Here is a 15,221-nt window from a genome sequence, read left to right on the forward strand (position 1 = left end):
CATCCCCAGATCCGCTGAGTTGTCCACACGGTTTCCCCAAGCAGTCCACACGCATCGACTCCTTACCCACAGGGGCTGTGGAAAACTCACCTGCAGGCGATCCGAAATCGTGACACACTCCCACTCGGGAAGGTGTCGGAGCGAGGTTGGAACGTTGTCCTCGCCCTGACGGTAAACGTCGAGATATCCGTCACCCCGTGTCACCCTGAAGGAGCAGTCATGTCCAGCGCACCCGCCGAACCCGGACCATCCCTGGACCGCAACCCTCCCCAGGACCTTGACGCCGAGAAGTCCGTTCTCGGAGCCATGCTCTCCTCCAAGGACGCCATCGCCGACGTCGTCGAGGAGCTCAAAGGTGTCGATTTCTACCGACCCGGACACGAGCTCATCTTCAACACCATCACCGACCTCTACGGTCGCGGCGACCCGGCGGACACCGTCACCACCGCCGACGAGCTCGATCGTCGTGGGGAACTCGAACGCGCCGGTGGACGTCTGTACCTCGCCGAGCTGCTGAGCAACGTCACCGTCACCGCCAACGCGACGTACTACGCCAAGATCGTGGCCGACAAAGCCGTGCTGCGTCGCTTGGTCGAGGCGTCGATCCGAATCGCCCAGATGGGCTACCAGGGCCAGGGAGAGGTCGCCGACATCGTCGACGCCGCCCAACAAACCCTCTACGACGTCTCCACCCGCAAGACGAGCGAGGACTACCACCCGCTCTCCGAGCTGTTCGAGAACACCTTCGACGAGCTGGAGGCCATCGAGGCCCGCGGCGACGCCATGGCCGGCATCCCCACCGGATTCACTGATCTCGACGAGCTCACCAACGGATTCATGCCTGGCCAGATGATCATCGTCGCCGCCCGTCCTGCCATGGGAAAGTCCACCCTCGCCCTGGACTTCGCCCGCGCTGCTGCGATCAAGAACCATCTGGCAGCGGCCATCTTCAGCCTCGAGATGGGTCGCAACGAGATCGTCATGAGGCTGTTGTCGGCGGAGGCTGGGATCGAGCTGCAGCGCATGCGCTCCGGTCGTCTCTCCGAGGAGGACTGGCAGCGCATGGTCGACAAGACCACCCAGATCTCATCGGCCCCGCTCTTTATCGACGACTCCCCCAACCTGACGATGATGGAGATCCGCGCCAAGGCCCGCCGGATGAAGCAGAAGTTCGACCTCAAACTCGTCGTCATCGACTACATGCAGCTCATGACCTCCGGCAAGAAGGTGGAGTCTCGTCAGCTCGAGGTCTCCGAGTTCTCACGCCAGATCAAACTGTTGGCCAAGGAGTTGGAGATCCCAGTCGTCGCACTCTCCCAGCTCAACCGAGGGCCTGAGCAGCGCAATGACAAAAAACCGATGATGAGCGACCTGCGTGAGTCGGGCTCGTTGGAGCAGGATGCTGACGTCGTCATCCTTCTGCACCGCGAGGACGTCTACGACAAGGAGTCCCCGCGCGCCGGGGAGGCTGACATCATCGTCGCCAAACACCGCAACGGACCGACGCGAACGGTTCAGGTCGTCTTCCAGGGCCATTACTCGCGATTCGTCGACATGCAGCGCTGAGACTCCTGGCTCGGTCGGATGTCAACTGATCGCAGTACTCAATCAACCCGCTCGGCACTACCGTGGGGACATGGAAAGCATGCATGCCGTCGCCGTCACACGCTCCCTGCCCGTCACCGATCCCGAGTGTTTCGTTGACATTGACCTGCCGGTACCCGAACCGGGTCCGCACGACCTCCTCGTCGAAGTACAGGCGGTCTCCGTCAACCCCATTGACGTCAAACTGCGCAACGGAGCTGGCACCCCGTCGACGCCCCTGGTGCTAGGTTTCGATGCCGCTTCCGTCGTACGTGCCGTCGGCTCAGAAGTCCACGACTTCGCCGTGGGTGACGAGGTGTGGCACTCCGGGAGCCGCGGCCATCCCGGCACCTATTCCCAGTTCACCCTGGTGGATTCGCGGATCGTCGCGAGGCGTCCGTCATCGCTGACGATCGCCGAGGCTGCCTCTCTGCCGCTGACCACCTTGACGGCCTGGGAGGCACTCGTCGAGCACATTGGTCTGGGGACCCCGGACCAGCGCAATGACAAGGCATTCCTCATGATCGGAGGGGCCGGCGGAGTCGGATCCGCGGCCATCCAGCTCGCCCGCACCATCACCAGCGGACCGGTCGTCGCGACCTCCTCGCGTCCAGAAACCGCCCAGTGGTGTCGCGACATGGGCGCCACCGGAATCATCGACCACCGCAAACCCCTGGCCCCGCAGGTCAGGGACGCCGGGATTGACGGCTTCGACGGCATCCTGTCGGCCTACACCCCGCCGGCGGCCGTGCTGGCCGAGATCATGGCTCCCTTCGGCCACCTCGTCATGATCGACGGCACCGACTCCTTCGACCTCATGGCCTTCAAACCAAAGTCGCTGTCGGTGACCAGCGAGTCGATGTTCACACGTCCACAGTTCGGCACCGCCGACGTCGCCAAACAGGGACAAGTTCTCGCTCGTATCGCGCAGCTGGTGGAGGATGACCGGATCCGCCCGACGATGACCCGCCAGATCGAGGGACTGACGGCTCAGCACGTCCGCGAGGCCACCGAGCTCGTCGAGTCCGGGGCCATGATCGGCAAGGTCGTCATCACGCTGTGACGATCCTCACCAGTCACCCGCACCGTTGCGGATGGCTCAGAACACAACTGAACCCCCGGTTTTGCCGGGGGTTCAGTTGACGTGCGTAGCTGGAGAAAATGAACTCAGGCGGCGTGCTGGCAGGTCGGGCAGGCGCAGTCATCGCAGGTGCAGTTACCGCAGGAATCGCTGCAGTGACCGCACTCGCACTCCTTGTGATCGCACGTCGGGCAGGTGCACTCCTTGCAGCTGCAGTTGGCGCAGGAATCGTCGCAGTGTCCACACTGACAGGTGGTGCACTCGTCGTAGTGGCCGTCGTGCTCGTGGTGAGCGTGACCGTCATGGATGTAGTCCACGTGGTCGTGGTGGATGACAGCCTCGTGGCCGCAGTTCGGGCCGTGGGTGTGGTGGTGGGTCTCAGCGGGACGATGCTCAGTGGTGACAGTCATGGTCGTGCTCCTTCATGTGGTTGAAGGCGTCCAGAAAGATGGACGCCACATGGTCGTCAATGAGCGAGTACATGGCTTTCTGCCCGTCCTTACGCGCAGATACGAGATGCGCGCTTCGCAACACCTTGAGGTGATGGGAGACCAGCGGCTGCTTGACGCCGACGATCTCCGACAGTTCTCCAACCGATGCCTCACCATCAGTGAGGCGATTGACGATCCGTGCCCGAATCGGATTCGCCAAGGCGGAGAACAGCCGAACGACGGGGTCGAATTCCCCCGATTCCACGTTCTTGCTCATGTCCACGACTGTATATCAGGAGATTTGTATATACAACTATTTTGATGGTTATCATTCTCATCTTCATCTGGGTGGCACCGCCCGGTTCGGTACCTAGACTCGGGTTATGAAGTTGAACAAGGCTGAAGACGTCAACACCGCCGAGGTCGCCGACACCCTGGGAGCGACCTACCTGGGTGCCTTTGGCGCCTCCCACGGATTGGCGAAGAAGATCGGCGCATGGCCCGTGACTGCTGCGACCCGCACCCCCTGCAACATCCTGTGCGACGCCACGAAATGATCGACCTGTCGGCGCCCGCCACTGACGTTGCCCCCTCACTCCTCGGGGCGACGATCTGGCACGGACCGGTGGGAGTCCGCCTCACCGAGGTCGAGGCGTACATGGGGCTCGACGATCCCGCATCCCATGCCTTCCGTGGACCGACTCCACGTGCCCGCGTGATGTTCGGACCGCCCTCCCACGTCTACGTGTACCTGTCCTACGGCATCCATCGCTGCGTGAACCTCGTCTGCTCCCCCGATGGTGTGGCCTCGGCAGTGCTGCTGCGCGGCGGACGGGTGGTCGCCGGCGAGAACGACGCTCGCCTTCGCCGCGGAGGAGTCCCCGAGAACCGTCTCGCCTGCGGACCGGGAAATATGGGCTCGGCCCTGGGAGCAACCCTCGACGAGTCCGGGGACCCGGTGGAGCTCATCAGCCCCGTCGCCACCTCGACGTCGGGATGGCGGCTTCAGCCCGCGGACCACGCGGTCGAATTTCGTCAAGGCCCCCGGGTGGGAATCAGCAGAAACGTCAACGCTCCCTGGCGGTGGTGGATCCCGAGGGACCCGACGGTGTCCGGGCCTCGGAAGTAGGAATCAAGCCAGCCGGGTGCCGTGAAGGACGCCTTCTGGACCACGCGTCTCACACACCTGGCTCACCGTGACGAAAAATCCCGACTCGCGAAGGGTCGTATCACTCCAATGATGTGAGCCCTTCGCGAGTCGGGATTTTTCGACGCCAGGTGGGAGGGAACGTACAAAGGCCGGGACCCGCCCCCACAGCAGGTCCCGGCCGACTCCGGATCACAGGGGTCCGGCGAAACTGAGCCCCACCATCGAGGAGCGGTCTGGCTCAGTAGGTCTCCTCGATCAGTCGAGCAGGTTGTCCGACAGTCCGAGGGAGTGGTGCAGCAACCACACCGGATGGACGATCTTCACTCCCGAGGACTTCGAGATCTGCCAACGGCAGGTCTCGGTGTCACACACGCCGATGCCCTCGTTGTGATCCTGCATGTGCTTGAACACACCTGCACCGATCTTCTGAGCAACCTCGTAGCGCTCGGCCTTCAGCCCGTAGGTACCGGCGATGCCACAGCACGGCTCATTGGACTCCAGCACCTTGACGCCCGGGATGAGCTCCATGAGCTGCACGGCCGGGAATCCCATGCCCTGGCTCTTGACCTGGCAAGGCTGGTGGTAGGGAACTGTGATGTCGACCGGACGGAACTGTGAGGCGTCGAGCTCGCCGTTGCGGTACTCATCCATGAGGAACTCCGAAAAGTCCCGAGAGCGCACCGACACGTCGTGCAGACGAGGATCGTCAACACCCATGATCTCGTGAGCCTCATGCTTCATCATTCCGACGCAGGAACCCGACGAGGACACGATCGTCAGCCCCTTCCCGAGGCTGATGATCTTGTCGCACAGGTTGAGGATGTCTTTGGTGGCACCCTCGAACAGGCCATTCGACTGCTTGGCCAGGCCGCAGCAGCCTTGCTTCGGCACGAGCACCTCGTAGCCCAGGTGCTCAAGAACCTCGATGGACTTCTTGGAGGTCTCAGTCTCGAAGTAGCCGCCAGCGCAGCCCTGGAAGAAGACGATCGGCCCCTTGGTGGCCGGCTTGGCCGGCTTATGATGACGCATCCACTTGCTCAGGGTCTCAGTCTGAGCGGTCGGCATCGGCGCATCGCGGTGGACCTTGATGATCTTCTCGACGGCGATGCGAATCGCCTTCTGCTTGAGGCCCCAGTTGGCCAGCGGAGCAATCGGGGACAACACGCGTCCCTCAAGGGTGGTCAACGGGATGAGGCGGTCACGCAGCGGAACACCATTCTGGTGCTTCATCTTGGCGGAGGCCTGCTCGTTGAGTTCGGCAATCTTCACGCCCTGCGGGCAGTGCAGAGTACAGATACCGCAGAAGTTGCACCACTCGAGGGAGTGATCAACGGAAGCTCCATCGCGGTAACGCTCACCCTGCGGACCGTTGTATTTCGGTCCGGTGTAGAGCGGGGTGGCCTTGGCAACCGGGCACATCGTCTCGCAGATCGTGCACTTGACGCAGGCGTCGAGCGACTGACGCGAGGCCTCGTGTCCGGCGAATGTCTCCTCGATAACACCCATGATCAGTTCCTTTCCTTGGCCGCGGCACCGGCCCCGACCGATGACAGGATGGCATCTGCGGCCTTGATGGCCGAGCCGAGGGCGATGCCCTCACCCGACTTTTCCTGCCACCTGGTGGCACCGGCGATGACGCTGCCGGCGGCGTAGACGTTGGAATGGACGGGCTTGCCCTGGTACGTGACGAGCATGTTGTCATCGACCTCAACGCCGCACTGGAACAGTGGCTGCGCCGAGCCCCAGTAGTCGCCGTGGATCAAATCCTCCTCCTTGACGCCATCCGGCATGGTGACCGGGAGGTCGAGGATGGTCTCGTGCAGCTGGCCGTGGGAGTCGAGCTTGAGGGCTCCGGACTCGAAGCCGCCACCGGCGAGGACGACGGCGTCAGCCTTGATGTCCTTGCCGGAGCCGGCAGTGCCGACATGCACGGAGACGACCTTGCCGTCGACAACCTTGCAACCAGTGACCTTGGAGCCGAGCATGTAGTCGACGCGCTCGTTCTTGGCAATCACGACGAGCTTGTTGTTGAGACGCATGCCGGGCACACAGGGCGGCAGGGAGGCGATCTCGAACACCTTGGCGCCGAGGATCTTGCTGAAGTCGGCCAGAACCTCGTCGTGGTTGTCGATGCCGAGGACGGCCGGCAACGCCACGATCTCACCGGGCTTGATGAACCCCTTGAGACTTTCGGCCAGCACCCGTCGGGTACGGGCGTTGTCGAGGGAGCGAGCCATGTTCAGGCCGGAAGCGTCGTACTCACCCTCGCGGGGCTCGAAGTCGACGACGACGGCGCGGGCGGAGGCATGGCCACCGCCGGGCAGCTCAGTGCGGTCAATGTTCTGGGCGATGAGGCCGGCGTGGAAGTCCTTGTACTGAGCCAGGCCGATGACGACGACCGTGTCGCCGTCCTTGAGGTTGCCATTGATCATCGACGGCGGGACCAGGGCGGTAGGACGGATCGCGCCAACAGCGGTCGGCAGATTGATCGTCGACTCGGCGTCGCCGACCAGGAAGGACTCACCGACGACCTCACACAGGAAGTCGATGCCCTCCTTGACAGCTTCCACGCCGATCTTGGCGTAGGGGTGCTCGGGATGCTCGGAGGCGTACTTCTTGACGGCCTCGTAAGGCTTCTCGACGCGCTCAGGGGTGTAACCGAGGACGTCAATGGTGCCCTGGCCCAGCTGCAGGCCGCCGACACCCTTGGTGACGAGGGTCACACGGGCGCCACCACGGCGAAGACGCAGGGCGGCGGTCAGGCCGGCCAAGCCCGATCCGACAACGACGACGTGCGGCGCCTTGAAGCGGTCGGAGGTCGGCGATGAGGTGGTAACGGTTGCGGTGCTCACAGCTCGACCTCCTGCTGCGGGGTGGGAAGGTGCTCGACGTCGAAGGTGCCCTGGAAGATCCAGTCATCGAGGGCAGTCTGACGAACCTGCTCGCCGTAGAGGATCGGCCACAGGCCGATCCACCGGTTCTTGAGGAACAGACGCAGCAGACCGGTGGCGCGCTCGGCGTCGATGTTACCCTCCTCGACGGCAACGCCGGTGGCGCGCATCGAGCAGAAGCCGCCCTGGCAGGGGCCCATGCCCAGACGCAGCTGACGACGCAGGTCGTCGAAGGTGGCGTCGGGCTGCTCGGCCAGCAAGTCGGTGAACATCTTGCGGCTCATCAGCTCACACTCACAGATGATCTGGTCGTCGAGCTTCTTAGACATCGGGACGGCTTCGGGATCGCCACCGCGAACCAGACCGGTGCTCGCGCGACGCTCCTCGTTCTCGCCCAGACGATGGGTGATGAGGTAGTTCTTGCCGGCGGTCGAACCGGGCACGACTTCCTCGGCGGTGCGGCAGGGACGATCGTCACCCAACTGCTCACACATGACGTCGACGACGTTCTTGGCCATCAGACGGTAGGTGGTGAGCTTGCCGCCGATGATCGTCACGATGCCGTTGACGCCATCGCGGGAACCGTGGTCAAGAATGCTCATGCCGCGAGACATGTGACGAGTGTCGGTGGCGGAGACCCGCTTGTCCTTGAACAGCGGGCGGGCACCGGCCCAGGCGTGCACGGCTCGGGCGTCGCGGAATCCGGGGACCAGGGCCTCGCCGGAGTCGAGCATCTGCTGCACCTCGTTGCGCGGGATGGACAGACGCTCCGGATCATCGGCCTTGACGTCGGTGGTGCCGATGATTGACACGGTGTGCACCGGCACGAGGATGTCGCCGTCAGCCGGGTAGATACAGCGGTTGACAACCGTGTTCACCAAGCGGTGGTTCATGGCGATCATGATGCCGCGACCCGGGACGACGTCGACGTCGTGGCAGCCGACGAGCTCGGCAATACGTCCGGCCCACGGACCGGCGGTGTTGATGACGAACTTGCAGTCGATGCGGATCTGCTCGTCGTGCTTCAGGTCGTGGGCGACGACAGCGCTGATCTGGTCACCCTCGCGGATGATCTCGGTGACAGCGGTGTAGGTCATCACCTTGGCGCCGTACTCAATGGCGGAGTGCGCAGCACCCCACACCATCTGCCAGCCATCCACCGAGCCGTCGCGAACAGCAAAGGCACGCTTGATGCCAGGGTTGAGGCGGGGCTCGCGGCGCAGTGCCTCCGTAGTGGAAATCTCCTCGAAGGGCACCTTGGACTTCTTGGCGCCCTCGACCCACTGATCGGAGAACTCCAAGTCATCCTCGGGGGTCACCACGAAGAGGCCGCCAGTCTTCTCAACGGCATCAGCGTGGATCCGGGTGACGATCTCGTTTTCCTCGGCGCACTCCGTTGCCGACCCGGAATCCGAGACGACATATCGCCCACCGGAGTGGAGCAGGCCGTGGTAACGACCGGTGGTTCCTTGGCCGAGGTCGGCCTTGTCCAACAGAACGGCGCGGTATCCACGCATCGCGACGTCCCGCACGACGCCCGCACCGGTGGCACCGCCACCGATGACGACGACGTCTGCGTCCATGGTCCTCATTGAATGCTCCCTTCGAAAACATCCGGCATGTGGGGTGTGACGTAAGGGGTTATCGCTGCCCCGCCACCGTTGCCAGGTACTCGTCAAGGTTAGGGAAAACAATGGGTCACAACCACTTGAACCGGCTTTTGTGCATGTTCGTGCAGACCCCTGGGAACAGACGTGCAAACGGCCTCATGGCGCGGTTTTCGCTCGCCCGTAGCGCGTTTCCGACGTCGGAATATAGGCAAAAAATAGCTTGTTTAAATAATGGAACGACAATTGCGGGAATAGCCACTCAACCCCGCTCTGGAGTAACTTCCGCCGCGTCATCACGTGATCTCGTCGGTACCGCCCGACACAGCTGAGCCAGGCCCCGACAACACAGCCCTGCCGACAGGAGCCGGGCTCGCGGTCGCAACGCTGTGAGCGAACGGGTCACTCCACCGGAGTCTCAGCTGGCTCCCCGGACAGCACCTTGGCGATGTTGCGAGCAGCCAGCCGACTCATGGCCTCGCGGGTCGGCAGGGCAGCTGATCCGATGTGTGGCAGCAACACGACGTTGTCCATCGTCAGCAGGTCCGCGGTGATCGTCGGTTCGTCCTCGAAGACGTCCAGTCCGGCACCGGCGATCGACCCAGCCTTGAGGGCTTGAACGAGAGCAGCTTCATCAACACATGCACCACGAGCGGTGTTGACGAGGTAGGCGGTCTCCTTCATGGCAGCCAAGGCGTCAGCATTGACGACATGGCGGGTCTGGTCGGTGAGCGGGCAGTGCAGGGAGACGACGTCAGAGGTGGCGAAGAGCTCGTCCAGCTCGACGCGACGAGTCGGCTGGGTGTTCGGGTTGACCGCGTCGATCGCTGCGACATCCTTCTCGTGGCGGGCGTTGTAGATGACGTTCATGCCGAACGCAGCACCGCGTCGGGCCATGGCCTCGCCAATCTGCCCCAGGCCGATGATGCCGAGGGTGGCTCCCTGCACCCCGGCACCCAGCATGAAGGTGTGGTCGTAACGCCAAGGCTTGCCGGCGCGCACCCAGCGCTCCGCCTCGCCGGTGCGACGGGTGACCTCGAGCAGCAGGGTGAAGGCAAGATCCGCTGTGGCCTCATGAAGGACGCCCGGGGTCGAGGTGACGACGACTCCGGCTCGCCTTGCTGCGTCAAGGTCAATGTTGTTGAACCCAGCGGCGCACTGTCCGATGACCTTGAGCTTCTCGCCCTTCCCGATCATCTCGGCGTCGAGAGGGTCGGACAAGCTCGTCAGGAGTGCGTCGGCGGTGGGGATCCGGTCGGCGAGTTCTTGGCGATCCATGAAATGGTCGCCTCCCACCGTCTCGTGACCGGGAAGTTCCTCGTTGACAACGGACATGAGCTGCGGCGTGGTGACGATGATGCGAGCCATGGCATCACTGTAGGTGAGCACGACCCGCCGCCACAGGAGGTCGCACACATTGATGCAGTGTGCAACACTTGCGCTGTGCAGATATCGCAGGGCGCAACGACATCGGAGGGATTGAATCCCAACCATGCCGATGTCGAGACGGCGCTGCAGGCGTCATGGGCCCTCGTCGACGTCGCGGCCCGATCCCTCGTCGAACTTGCCGAGGACGTCAGTGCCCCCCAGTACCGACTTCTCGTTCTCATCGACGCAGGGGTGACGCGCGGGGTCGACCTGGCCCAAGACCTGGAGGTTCACTCCTCAACCATCGCGCGGATGGTCGAGCGCCTCGTCACCAAGAAACTCATCGACCGCTCCCCCGACCCCCACGACCGTCGCGCCAACGTCCTCTCCCTCACCCCGCGTGGCTCAGAGCTCGTCCAGGACGTCAACGAGCATCGTCGACGTCAGCTCATCGACCTGCTCAACCATCTGGAACCAGGACAGATCGAGACCGTCGTCACCGGGTTCACCCTGTTCACCCGCGCCGCCGAGGCCAGTGGCCACGGCACTCCCACTTCCGATCGCTCCTGCCCAGAGGACCCCAGCCAGCAATGACCGAGACCGCCGTCCATCCCGAGGCCCGAGCCGCGTGGGCCAAACGTTTGAGACGTCTGCGCCGCGCCCTCGTCCCGCACCGCCCGAAAGCCTTCCGAGACTCCCTCAACCGATGGCTGCTCATGGGCACGGTCATCGGGATCGTCTCGGGTATCGGCGCCATCATCTTCTTCTTCTGTCTGGAAACCGGTACCCACTACCTGTTGGAGACCTTGGGTGGGTACACCCCGCCGGGCACCCTTGGTGAAGGAGGCGGCAAGCCGGGAACCGGCCTCACCCGGCCCTGGGCCATCCCACTGATCGTCACCGGTGGCGCGCTGGTCTCAGGCATCCTGGTGCACTTCGTCGCCCCCACTGCCAAGGGTCACGGCACTGACAACGCCATTCACGCCGTCCACCACGACCCGACGGCACTCAAGGGCAAGGTCGCGGCCGTCAAGATCATCGCCTCGTCGCTCATGATCGGTTCCGGAGGCTCAGGTGGTCGTGAGGGCCCCACCGCCCAGATCAGCGCCACCGTCATCTCCTCGCTGTGCAAAAAGCTCAAGATCACCACACCGGACGCCCGCATCGCCGTCTCGGCAGCGACCGCGTCGGGCATCGGCGCAATCTTCCGTGCTCCGCTGGGTGGCGCCCTGCTGGGTGCTGAACTGCTCTATCGCGACGACATGGAATCCGACGCGATCATGCCGTCCCTGGTGTCCTCGATCGTCGCCTTCGCCGTCTTCGGATCGGTCTACGGTTTCGAGCCGATCTTCGGATCGCTGAGTGGGGTGCAGTTCTCCCAGCCCCTACAGCTCATCTGGTACGTTCTGCTCGGCCTGGCTGCCGGCCTCATGGGCAAGCTCTACGTCGGCGTCTTCTACGGCGGTACCACGTTGTTCGGCCGGCTCGAGAAGGTTCCTGGCTGGCTCGTCCCCGCCATCGGCGGCCTCGGCGTCGGCCTGCTCGGCCTGGTCATTCCGGCCGCCCTGGGAACCGGTTACGGATCGGTGCAGCAGGAGATGTTCGCCGACAACCTCATGCGTATGCCCCTTCTCATGGTGCTGGCGATCCCGTTCGCCAAGATCCTCTCGACGACCCTGTCGATCGGCTCGGGTGGTTCGGGTGGCGTCTTCGGCCCCGGCATGGTCATCGGCGGCGCCACCGGAGCTGCGCTGTGGCGGCTCCTCGAAGGCCTGCCGGGTATCCCGTCCTCACCGATGAGCTTCGTCATCGTCGGCATGATCGCCTGCTTCGGATCGGTGGCCCACGCCCCGCTCGGCATGCTGCTCATGGTCGGCGAGATGACCGGGAACCTGTCGATGCTGGCTCCCGGCATGATTGCCGTCGCCGTGGCTGGACGAGTGGTCGCAGACACCTCGATCTACACCTCCCAGCTCAAGGACCGCCTGGAAGGTCGTCGCGTCCACGCCATGGGTCGCGTCACGAAGCCAGCCGAGGCCAAGCCCGAGAACGAGGTGGCCAGCCCGAAGCCGTTCACCGATGAACCGGCAACCAAGAACACCGACGGCACGAAGACCGCCCTGCCGAAGAAACCAGTTCTCGGCAAGCCGATCCTGGGCAGGACAGAGGCCCGGCCCGTCGTCGTGGAATCCCCTGAATCCGCGTCCACGACACCCCAGGCGACGGCAACGGCCTCCGACCGGGTGCGTGCCGCGGCGTCGACCAAGATCGTCCCGGAGGTCATTCGGGCTGGGGACCGCAAGCGGGAACTCCTCGCCCGGTCGCCCGAGCCGCCGGAGGACCCGGGCCCCTCGCCCGCCTGATCTCGACCGGTCCCGTCCGGGTCAGCCCGCCCTCAGTCAGTCGTCGGGCGGAACGGGCTGCGTCCATCGTGGAGCGACCATGCGACCCCGACGAGGTACAGCACGACGACGAGACCACCGGTTGACAGCAACTGGGCGCGCACATCGGGCGCGAACATCCCCAGCACGATGATGCCCATCAACAGGATCATCGAGGCCCAGGACACCACTGGGAATCCCTTGATGCGCATCGGCAGCTCAGTGCCCTCGCTCTCAACCCGACGACGCAGCACGTACTGGGAACAGATCGTGAAGAAGTAGGTGACGATGATCGTCGAGCCGACGATGTTGAGCAGGGTCCCGAGCACGGCGTCACCCCACTTGAAGGTCGCCAGCACGCAGCAGAATCCGAAGAGCACACTGGCGAGGACGGCTACTGCAGGCACCGACCGTCCCCTCGTCCGCGTCGCGGCGCGGGGAGCCATGCCACGCTCGGCCAGGGAGCCGAACATTCGGGCTGCGCCGTAGAGGTTGGCGTTGAGGGAACTGAGCAGGGCGAGGACGATGACCAGGGTCATGATCTCGGAAGCGGCCGGGATACCGGCGCGGTCAAGCACGGCGACGAAGGGGGAGGTACCGAGCTTGGGGTCGTCCCAGGGAACCGCGATGACCATGATGGCCACCGAACCCATGTAGAACAGCAGGATTCGCCAGACGATGGTCCGGACCGCGCGGGAGACGTTGTGAGCCGGGTCCTCGGTCTCGGCAGCGGCCACGGCCATGATCTCGATGCCACCGAAACTGAAGGTCACCATGAGGAGGGCGGCTGCGACACCGGACCACCCGTTGGGCATGAACCCACCGTGCTCGACGAGGTTGGACGCTCCGGCTGCGGGAGCTGCCAATACGCCACAGATGAGCAGCACGCCGATGACGAGGAAGACGAGGACGGCGGCCACCTTGAGCAGGGCGAACCAGAACTCGAACTCCCCGAAGCGGTCGACCCCCAGCAAGTTGATGGCCGTCAGGACGACCAGGAAGATGAGTGTGAGCAGCCACACCGGCGCTATCGGCCACATCGCGACGAGGGTTGCCGCCGCTGCGATTGCCTCGGCCGCGACGACGATGACCAACTCGATCCACCAGACCCAGCCCATTGCGAACCCGGCAGCCGGGCCCATGGCACGCGAGGTGTAGACCGAGAAGGCGCCGGAATCGGGATCGGCCGCAACCATCTCGCCGAGCATGTACATGATGACGATCACGAGCAGACCGGCGACGTCGTATGCCACCAGGGTGGCCGGACCAGCCGCCGCAACCCCTTTGCCAGAGCCGACGAAAAGCCCGGTTCCGATAGCCGAGCCAAGGCTCATCATCACGAGATGACGGCCCTTCATCCGGGGCTTGCCTCCGGCAGGGCCCGTGGACGCCCGCGTGACGTCCGTCGTCTGTGTGGCCATGGTCGCTCCTCACCTGCGTGTGGGTGAGGTTGATGTTAGGGCCGAGTCCACTGACTGGAGACTGCTGTTTCCGTAGGTGGGACGGACCACAACTGACACGACCGACCTTCGAGGGTCATTCAGGATCGGCCAGCTGGCTCCTCTCCTCCTTGACGAGGCCGTCGCACATGCGGCTGAGAATGGTCTCCAGGTCGTCGAGATGACCGTGGTCCAAACCACCGAAGACAACCCGCCGCACCAAGGCCGCATGACCCGGGGCAGCCTGCTGCAACGCCGTCATCCCCTGATCGGTGAGGTGAATGATGGCTCCGCGGCCATCGGAGCAACAGACACGACGCTCGACGAGACCGCGTTTCTCCATACGGGTGAGGTGATGGGACAGCCTCGACCGTTCCCATCCCATGTGCTCCGACAGCGCGACGACCCTCATCTCAGCGTCGTCGGCCTCCGAGAGCCGGACGAGGACCTCGAAATCCTGCACGGACAGCTGCGAGTCGCGCGACAGCTGACGATTGAGCACGGCTGGCAGGGTCGTCGTCACTTCCAACCACAGGCGCCAGACGCGCTGTTGGTGATCATCCAGCCACACGGTGCGATCCTCTGTCACTGTGCCTCCTTTGTCACTGAGTATAGGGGCCCAGTAGGCACGCCAGAGCCCTGGAAACTTCCTGTTATTGACGTGTCACCTTTCTTCTGCCATCATAGTTGACACATCAATCAGAACATCCGGAGAACGAGGAGAATCACATGACTGACGTCACCGCTGTCAACGGCACCTTCACCATCGACCCTGCCCACTCCCGTCTGGGCTTCATCACCCGCCACGCGATGATCACCAAGGTACGTGGATCCTTCGACGAGTTCGCCGGTACCGCTTCGGGCAACGGTTCCGACACCTCCAGCGTGTCCGTCGAGGTCACCGCCCAGACGGCATCGTTGACGACGGGCAACGCCGACCGGGACACTCACGTGACGTCCGCCGACTTCCTCGACGCCGAGAACCACCCCACCATGACGTTCCGCTCCACCTCGGCTGCCATCACCGACGACATCCTCGAGCTGACCGGCGACCTCACCATCAAGGGAGTGACGAAGTCCCTGACGATCCCGTTCGAGTTCGGTGGCGAGGCTCTCGACCCGTTCGGCAACACCCGCATCGGTTTCGAGGGACGCACCAAGATCTCCCGCAAGGACTTCGGCCTGACCTGGAACGCCGCTCTGGAGACCGGCGGCATGCTGGTGTCCGACGAGGTTGCCCTGGAACTCGAGATCAGCGCCATCAAGCAGAACTGATTGCCACAACTCCA

15 protein-coding genes are annotated in these 15,221 nt (G+C 63.9%); 7 read left to right on the plus strand and 8 right to left on the minus strand.

Annotation, left to right across the window (positions count from 1 at the left end; genetic code table 11):
* Nucleotides 1–219 precede the first annotated feature (219 nt).
* Nucleotides 220–1,566: a replicative DNA helicase gene (gene dnaB, locus ACSJJT_RS06760; protein ID WP_435917554.1), complete on the plus strand. Its 1,347-nt coding sequence runs from the start codon at nt 220–222 to the stop codon at nt 1,564–1,566.
* Nucleotides 1,567–1,636: 70 nt separating this feature from the next.
* Nucleotides 1,637–2,647: a zinc-binding alcohol dehydrogenase family protein gene (locus ACSJJT_RS06765; protein ID WP_435917555.1), complete on the plus strand. Its 1,011-nt coding sequence runs from the start codon at nt 1,637–1,639 to the stop codon at nt 2,645–2,647.
* 104 nt (nt 2,648–2,751) lie between these two features.
* Here the strand turns inward: ACSJJT_RS06765 and ACSJJT_RS06770 are convergent, their stop codons facing one another.
* Together ACSJJT_RS06770 and ACSJJT_RS06775 are read right to left on the minus strand one after the other, a co-directional pair.
* Nucleotides 2,752–3,075 (minus strand): hypothetical protein, encoded by a 324-nt coding sequence (locus tag ACSJJT_RS06770; RefSeq protein WP_435917556.1) that lies wholly within the window; start codon nt 3,073–3,075, stop codon nt 2,752–2,754.
* On the minus strand, nt 3,059–3,373 hold the full coding sequence (locus ACSJJT_RS06775; protein ID WP_036976361.1) for an ArsR/SmtB family transcription factor: 315 nt from the start codon (nt 3,371–3,373) through the stop codon (nt 3,059–3,061). Before ACSJJT_RS06775 ends, ACSJJT_RS06770 begins: the two co-directional genes overlap by 17 nt.
* A 106-nt stretch (nt 3,374–3,479) precedes the next feature.
* Between ACSJJT_RS06775 and ACSJJT_RS06780 the strand changes: the two genes are divergently transcribed.
* Nucleotides 3,480–3,653 (plus strand): hypothetical protein, encoded by a 174-nt coding sequence (locus tag ACSJJT_RS06780; protein ID WP_435917557.1) that lies wholly within the window; start codon nt 3,480–3,482, stop codon nt 3,651–3,653.
* Nucleotides 3,650–4,225 carry a DNA-3-methyladenine glycosylase gene (locus ACSJJT_RS06785; protein ID WP_435917705.1) on the plus strand — a complete coding sequence of 192 codons (576 nt, stop codon included), beginning with the start codon at nt 3,650–3,652 and terminating at the stop codon, nt 4,223–4,225. Before ACSJJT_RS06780 ends, ACSJJT_RS06785 begins: the two co-directional genes overlap by 4 nt.
* Before the next feature lie 276 nt (nt 4,226–4,501).
* Here the strand turns inward: ACSJJT_RS06785 and ACSJJT_RS06790 are convergent, their stop codons facing one another.
* The 4 genes from ACSJJT_RS06790 to ACSJJT_RS06805 all read right to left on the minus strand — a co-directional run bounded on the left by ACSJJT_RS06790 (nt 4,502) and on the right by ACSJJT_RS06805 (nt 10,112).
* The gene (locus ACSJJT_RS06790) at nt 4,502–5,752 is read right to left on the minus strand and encodes an anaerobic glycerol-3-phosphate dehydrogenase subunit C (RefSeq protein WP_435917558.1); all 1,251 of its coding nucleotides are present in this window, start codon (nt 5,750–5,752) and stop codon (nt 4,502–4,504) included.
* Nucleotides 5,753–5,754: 2 nt separating this feature from the next.
* Nucleotides 5,755–7,098 (minus strand): glycerol-3-phosphate dehydrogenase subunit GlpB, encoded by a 1,344-nt coding sequence (glpB, locus tag ACSJJT_RS06795; RefSeq protein ID WP_435917560.1) that lies wholly within the window; start codon nt 7,096–7,098, stop codon nt 5,755–5,757.
* On the minus strand, nt 7,095–8,729 hold the full coding sequence (gene glpA / locus ACSJJT_RS06800) for an anaerobic glycerol-3-phosphate dehydrogenase subunit GlpA (RefSeq protein WP_435917561.1): 1,635 nt from the start codon (nt 8,727–8,729) through the stop codon (nt 7,095–7,097). The genes glpB and glpA overlap by 4 nt, the downstream gene beginning before the upstream one ends.
* A gap of 417 nt (nt 8,730–9,146) precedes the next feature.
* Complete coding sequence (locus ACSJJT_RS06805; RefSeq protein ID WP_435917562.1) at nt 9,147–10,112, minus strand: 2-hydroxyacid dehydrogenase; 966 nt, start codon at nt 10,110–10,112, stop codon at nt 9,147–9,149.
* Between the two features lie 75 nt (nt 10,113–10,187).
* On the opposite strand from ACSJJT_RS06805, the gene ACSJJT_RS06810 reads away from it, so the two are divergent.
* Both ACSJJT_RS06810 and ACSJJT_RS06815 read left to right on the plus strand, forming a co-directional pair.
* Complete coding sequence (locus ACSJJT_RS06810) at nt 10,188–10,706, plus strand: MarR family winged helix-turn-helix transcriptional regulator (RefSeq protein ID WP_435917563.1); 519 nt, start codon at nt 10,188–10,190, stop codon at nt 10,704–10,706.
* Nucleotides 10,703–12,475 (plus strand): chloride channel protein, encoded by a 1,773-nt coding sequence (locus tag ACSJJT_RS06815; protein WP_435917564.1) that lies wholly within the window; start codon nt 10,703–10,705, stop codon nt 12,473–12,475. The genes ACSJJT_RS06810 and ACSJJT_RS06815 overlap by 4 nt, the downstream gene beginning before the upstream one ends.
* 32 nt (nt 12,476–12,507) lie before the next feature.
* Here ACSJJT_RS06815 and ACSJJT_RS06820 read toward each other — a convergent pair whose 3' ends face one another.
* Nucleotides 12,508–13,914 (minus strand): amino acid permease, encoded by a 1,407-nt coding sequence (locus ACSJJT_RS06820; RefSeq protein WP_435917565.1) that lies wholly within the window; start codon nt 13,912–13,914, stop codon nt 12,508–12,510.
* A gap of 115 nt (nt 13,915–14,029) precedes the next feature.
* Nucleotides 14,030–14,521, minus strand: a complete 492-nt coding sequence (locus tag ACSJJT_RS06825) for a MarR family winged helix-turn-helix transcriptional regulator (RefSeq protein WP_435917566.1) — start codon at nt 14,519–14,521, stop codon at nt 14,030–14,032.
* Nucleotides 14,522–14,661: 140 nt separating this feature from the next.
* Between ACSJJT_RS06825 and ACSJJT_RS06830 the strand changes: the two genes are divergently transcribed.
* Nucleotides 14,662–15,207: a YceI family protein gene (locus tag ACSJJT_RS06830; RefSeq protein ID WP_435917567.1), complete on the plus strand. Its 546-nt coding sequence runs from the start codon at nt 14,662–14,664 to the stop codon at nt 15,205–15,207.
* The last annotated feature ends 14 nt before the right edge of the window (nt 15,208–15,221 follow it).

Origin of the sequence: Cutibacterium nasicola, from assembly GCF_051303185.1 — a bacterium.
GTDB lineage: Bacteria > Actinomycetota > Actinomycetes > Propionibacteriales > Propionibacteriaceae > Cutibacterium.

Bases quoted from the DNA above. Each gene is read 5' to 3' on its own strand.
- ACSJJT_RS06765 (WP_435917555.1), top strand. From the start codon at position 1,637: ATGGAAAGCATGCATGCCGTCGCCGTCACACGCTCCCTGCCCGTCACC.
- ACSJJT_RS06815 (WP_435917564.1), top strand. From the start codon at position 10,703: ATGACCGAGACCGCCGTCCATCCCGAGGCCCGAGCCGCGTGGGCCAAA.
- ACSJJT_RS06770 (WP_435917556.1), bottom strand. From the start codon at position 3,075: ATGACTGTCACCACTGAGCATCGTCCCGCTGAGACCCACCACCACACC.
- glpA (WP_435917561.1), bottom strand. From the start codon at position 8,729: ATGAGGACCATGGACGCAGACGTCGTCGTCATCGGTGGCGGTGCCACC.
- ACSJJT_RS06830 (WP_435917567.1), top strand. From the start codon at position 14,662: ATGACTGACGTCACCGCTGTCAACGGCACCTTCACCATCGACCCTGCC.
- ACSJJT_RS06775 (WP_036976361.1), bottom strand. From the start codon at position 3,373: ATGAGCAAGAACGTGGAATCGGGGGAATTCGACCCCGTCGTTCGGCTG.
- ACSJJT_RS06780 (WP_435917557.1), top strand. From the start codon at position 3,480: ATGAAGTTGAACAAGGCTGAAGACGTCAACACCGCCGAGGTCGCCGAC.
- ACSJJT_RS06805 (WP_435917562.1), bottom strand. From the start codon at position 10,112: ATGGCTCGCATCATCGTCACCACGCCGCAGCTCATGTCCGTTGTCAAC.
- ACSJJT_RS06790 (WP_435917558.1), bottom strand. From the start codon at position 5,752: ATGGGTGTTATCGAGGAGACATTCGCCGGACACGAGGCCTCGCGTCAG.
- ACSJJT_RS06820 (WP_435917565.1), bottom strand. From the start codon at position 13,914: ATGGCCACACAGACGACGGACGTCACGCGGGCGTCCACGGGCCCTGCC.
- dnaB (WP_435917554.1), top strand. From the start codon at position 220: ATGTCCAGCGCACCCGCCGAACCCGGACCATCCCTGGACCGCAACCCT.
- ACSJJT_RS06785 (WP_435917705.1), top strand. From the start codon at position 3,650: ATGATCGACCTGTCGGCGCCCGCCACTGACGTTGCCCCCTCACTCCTC.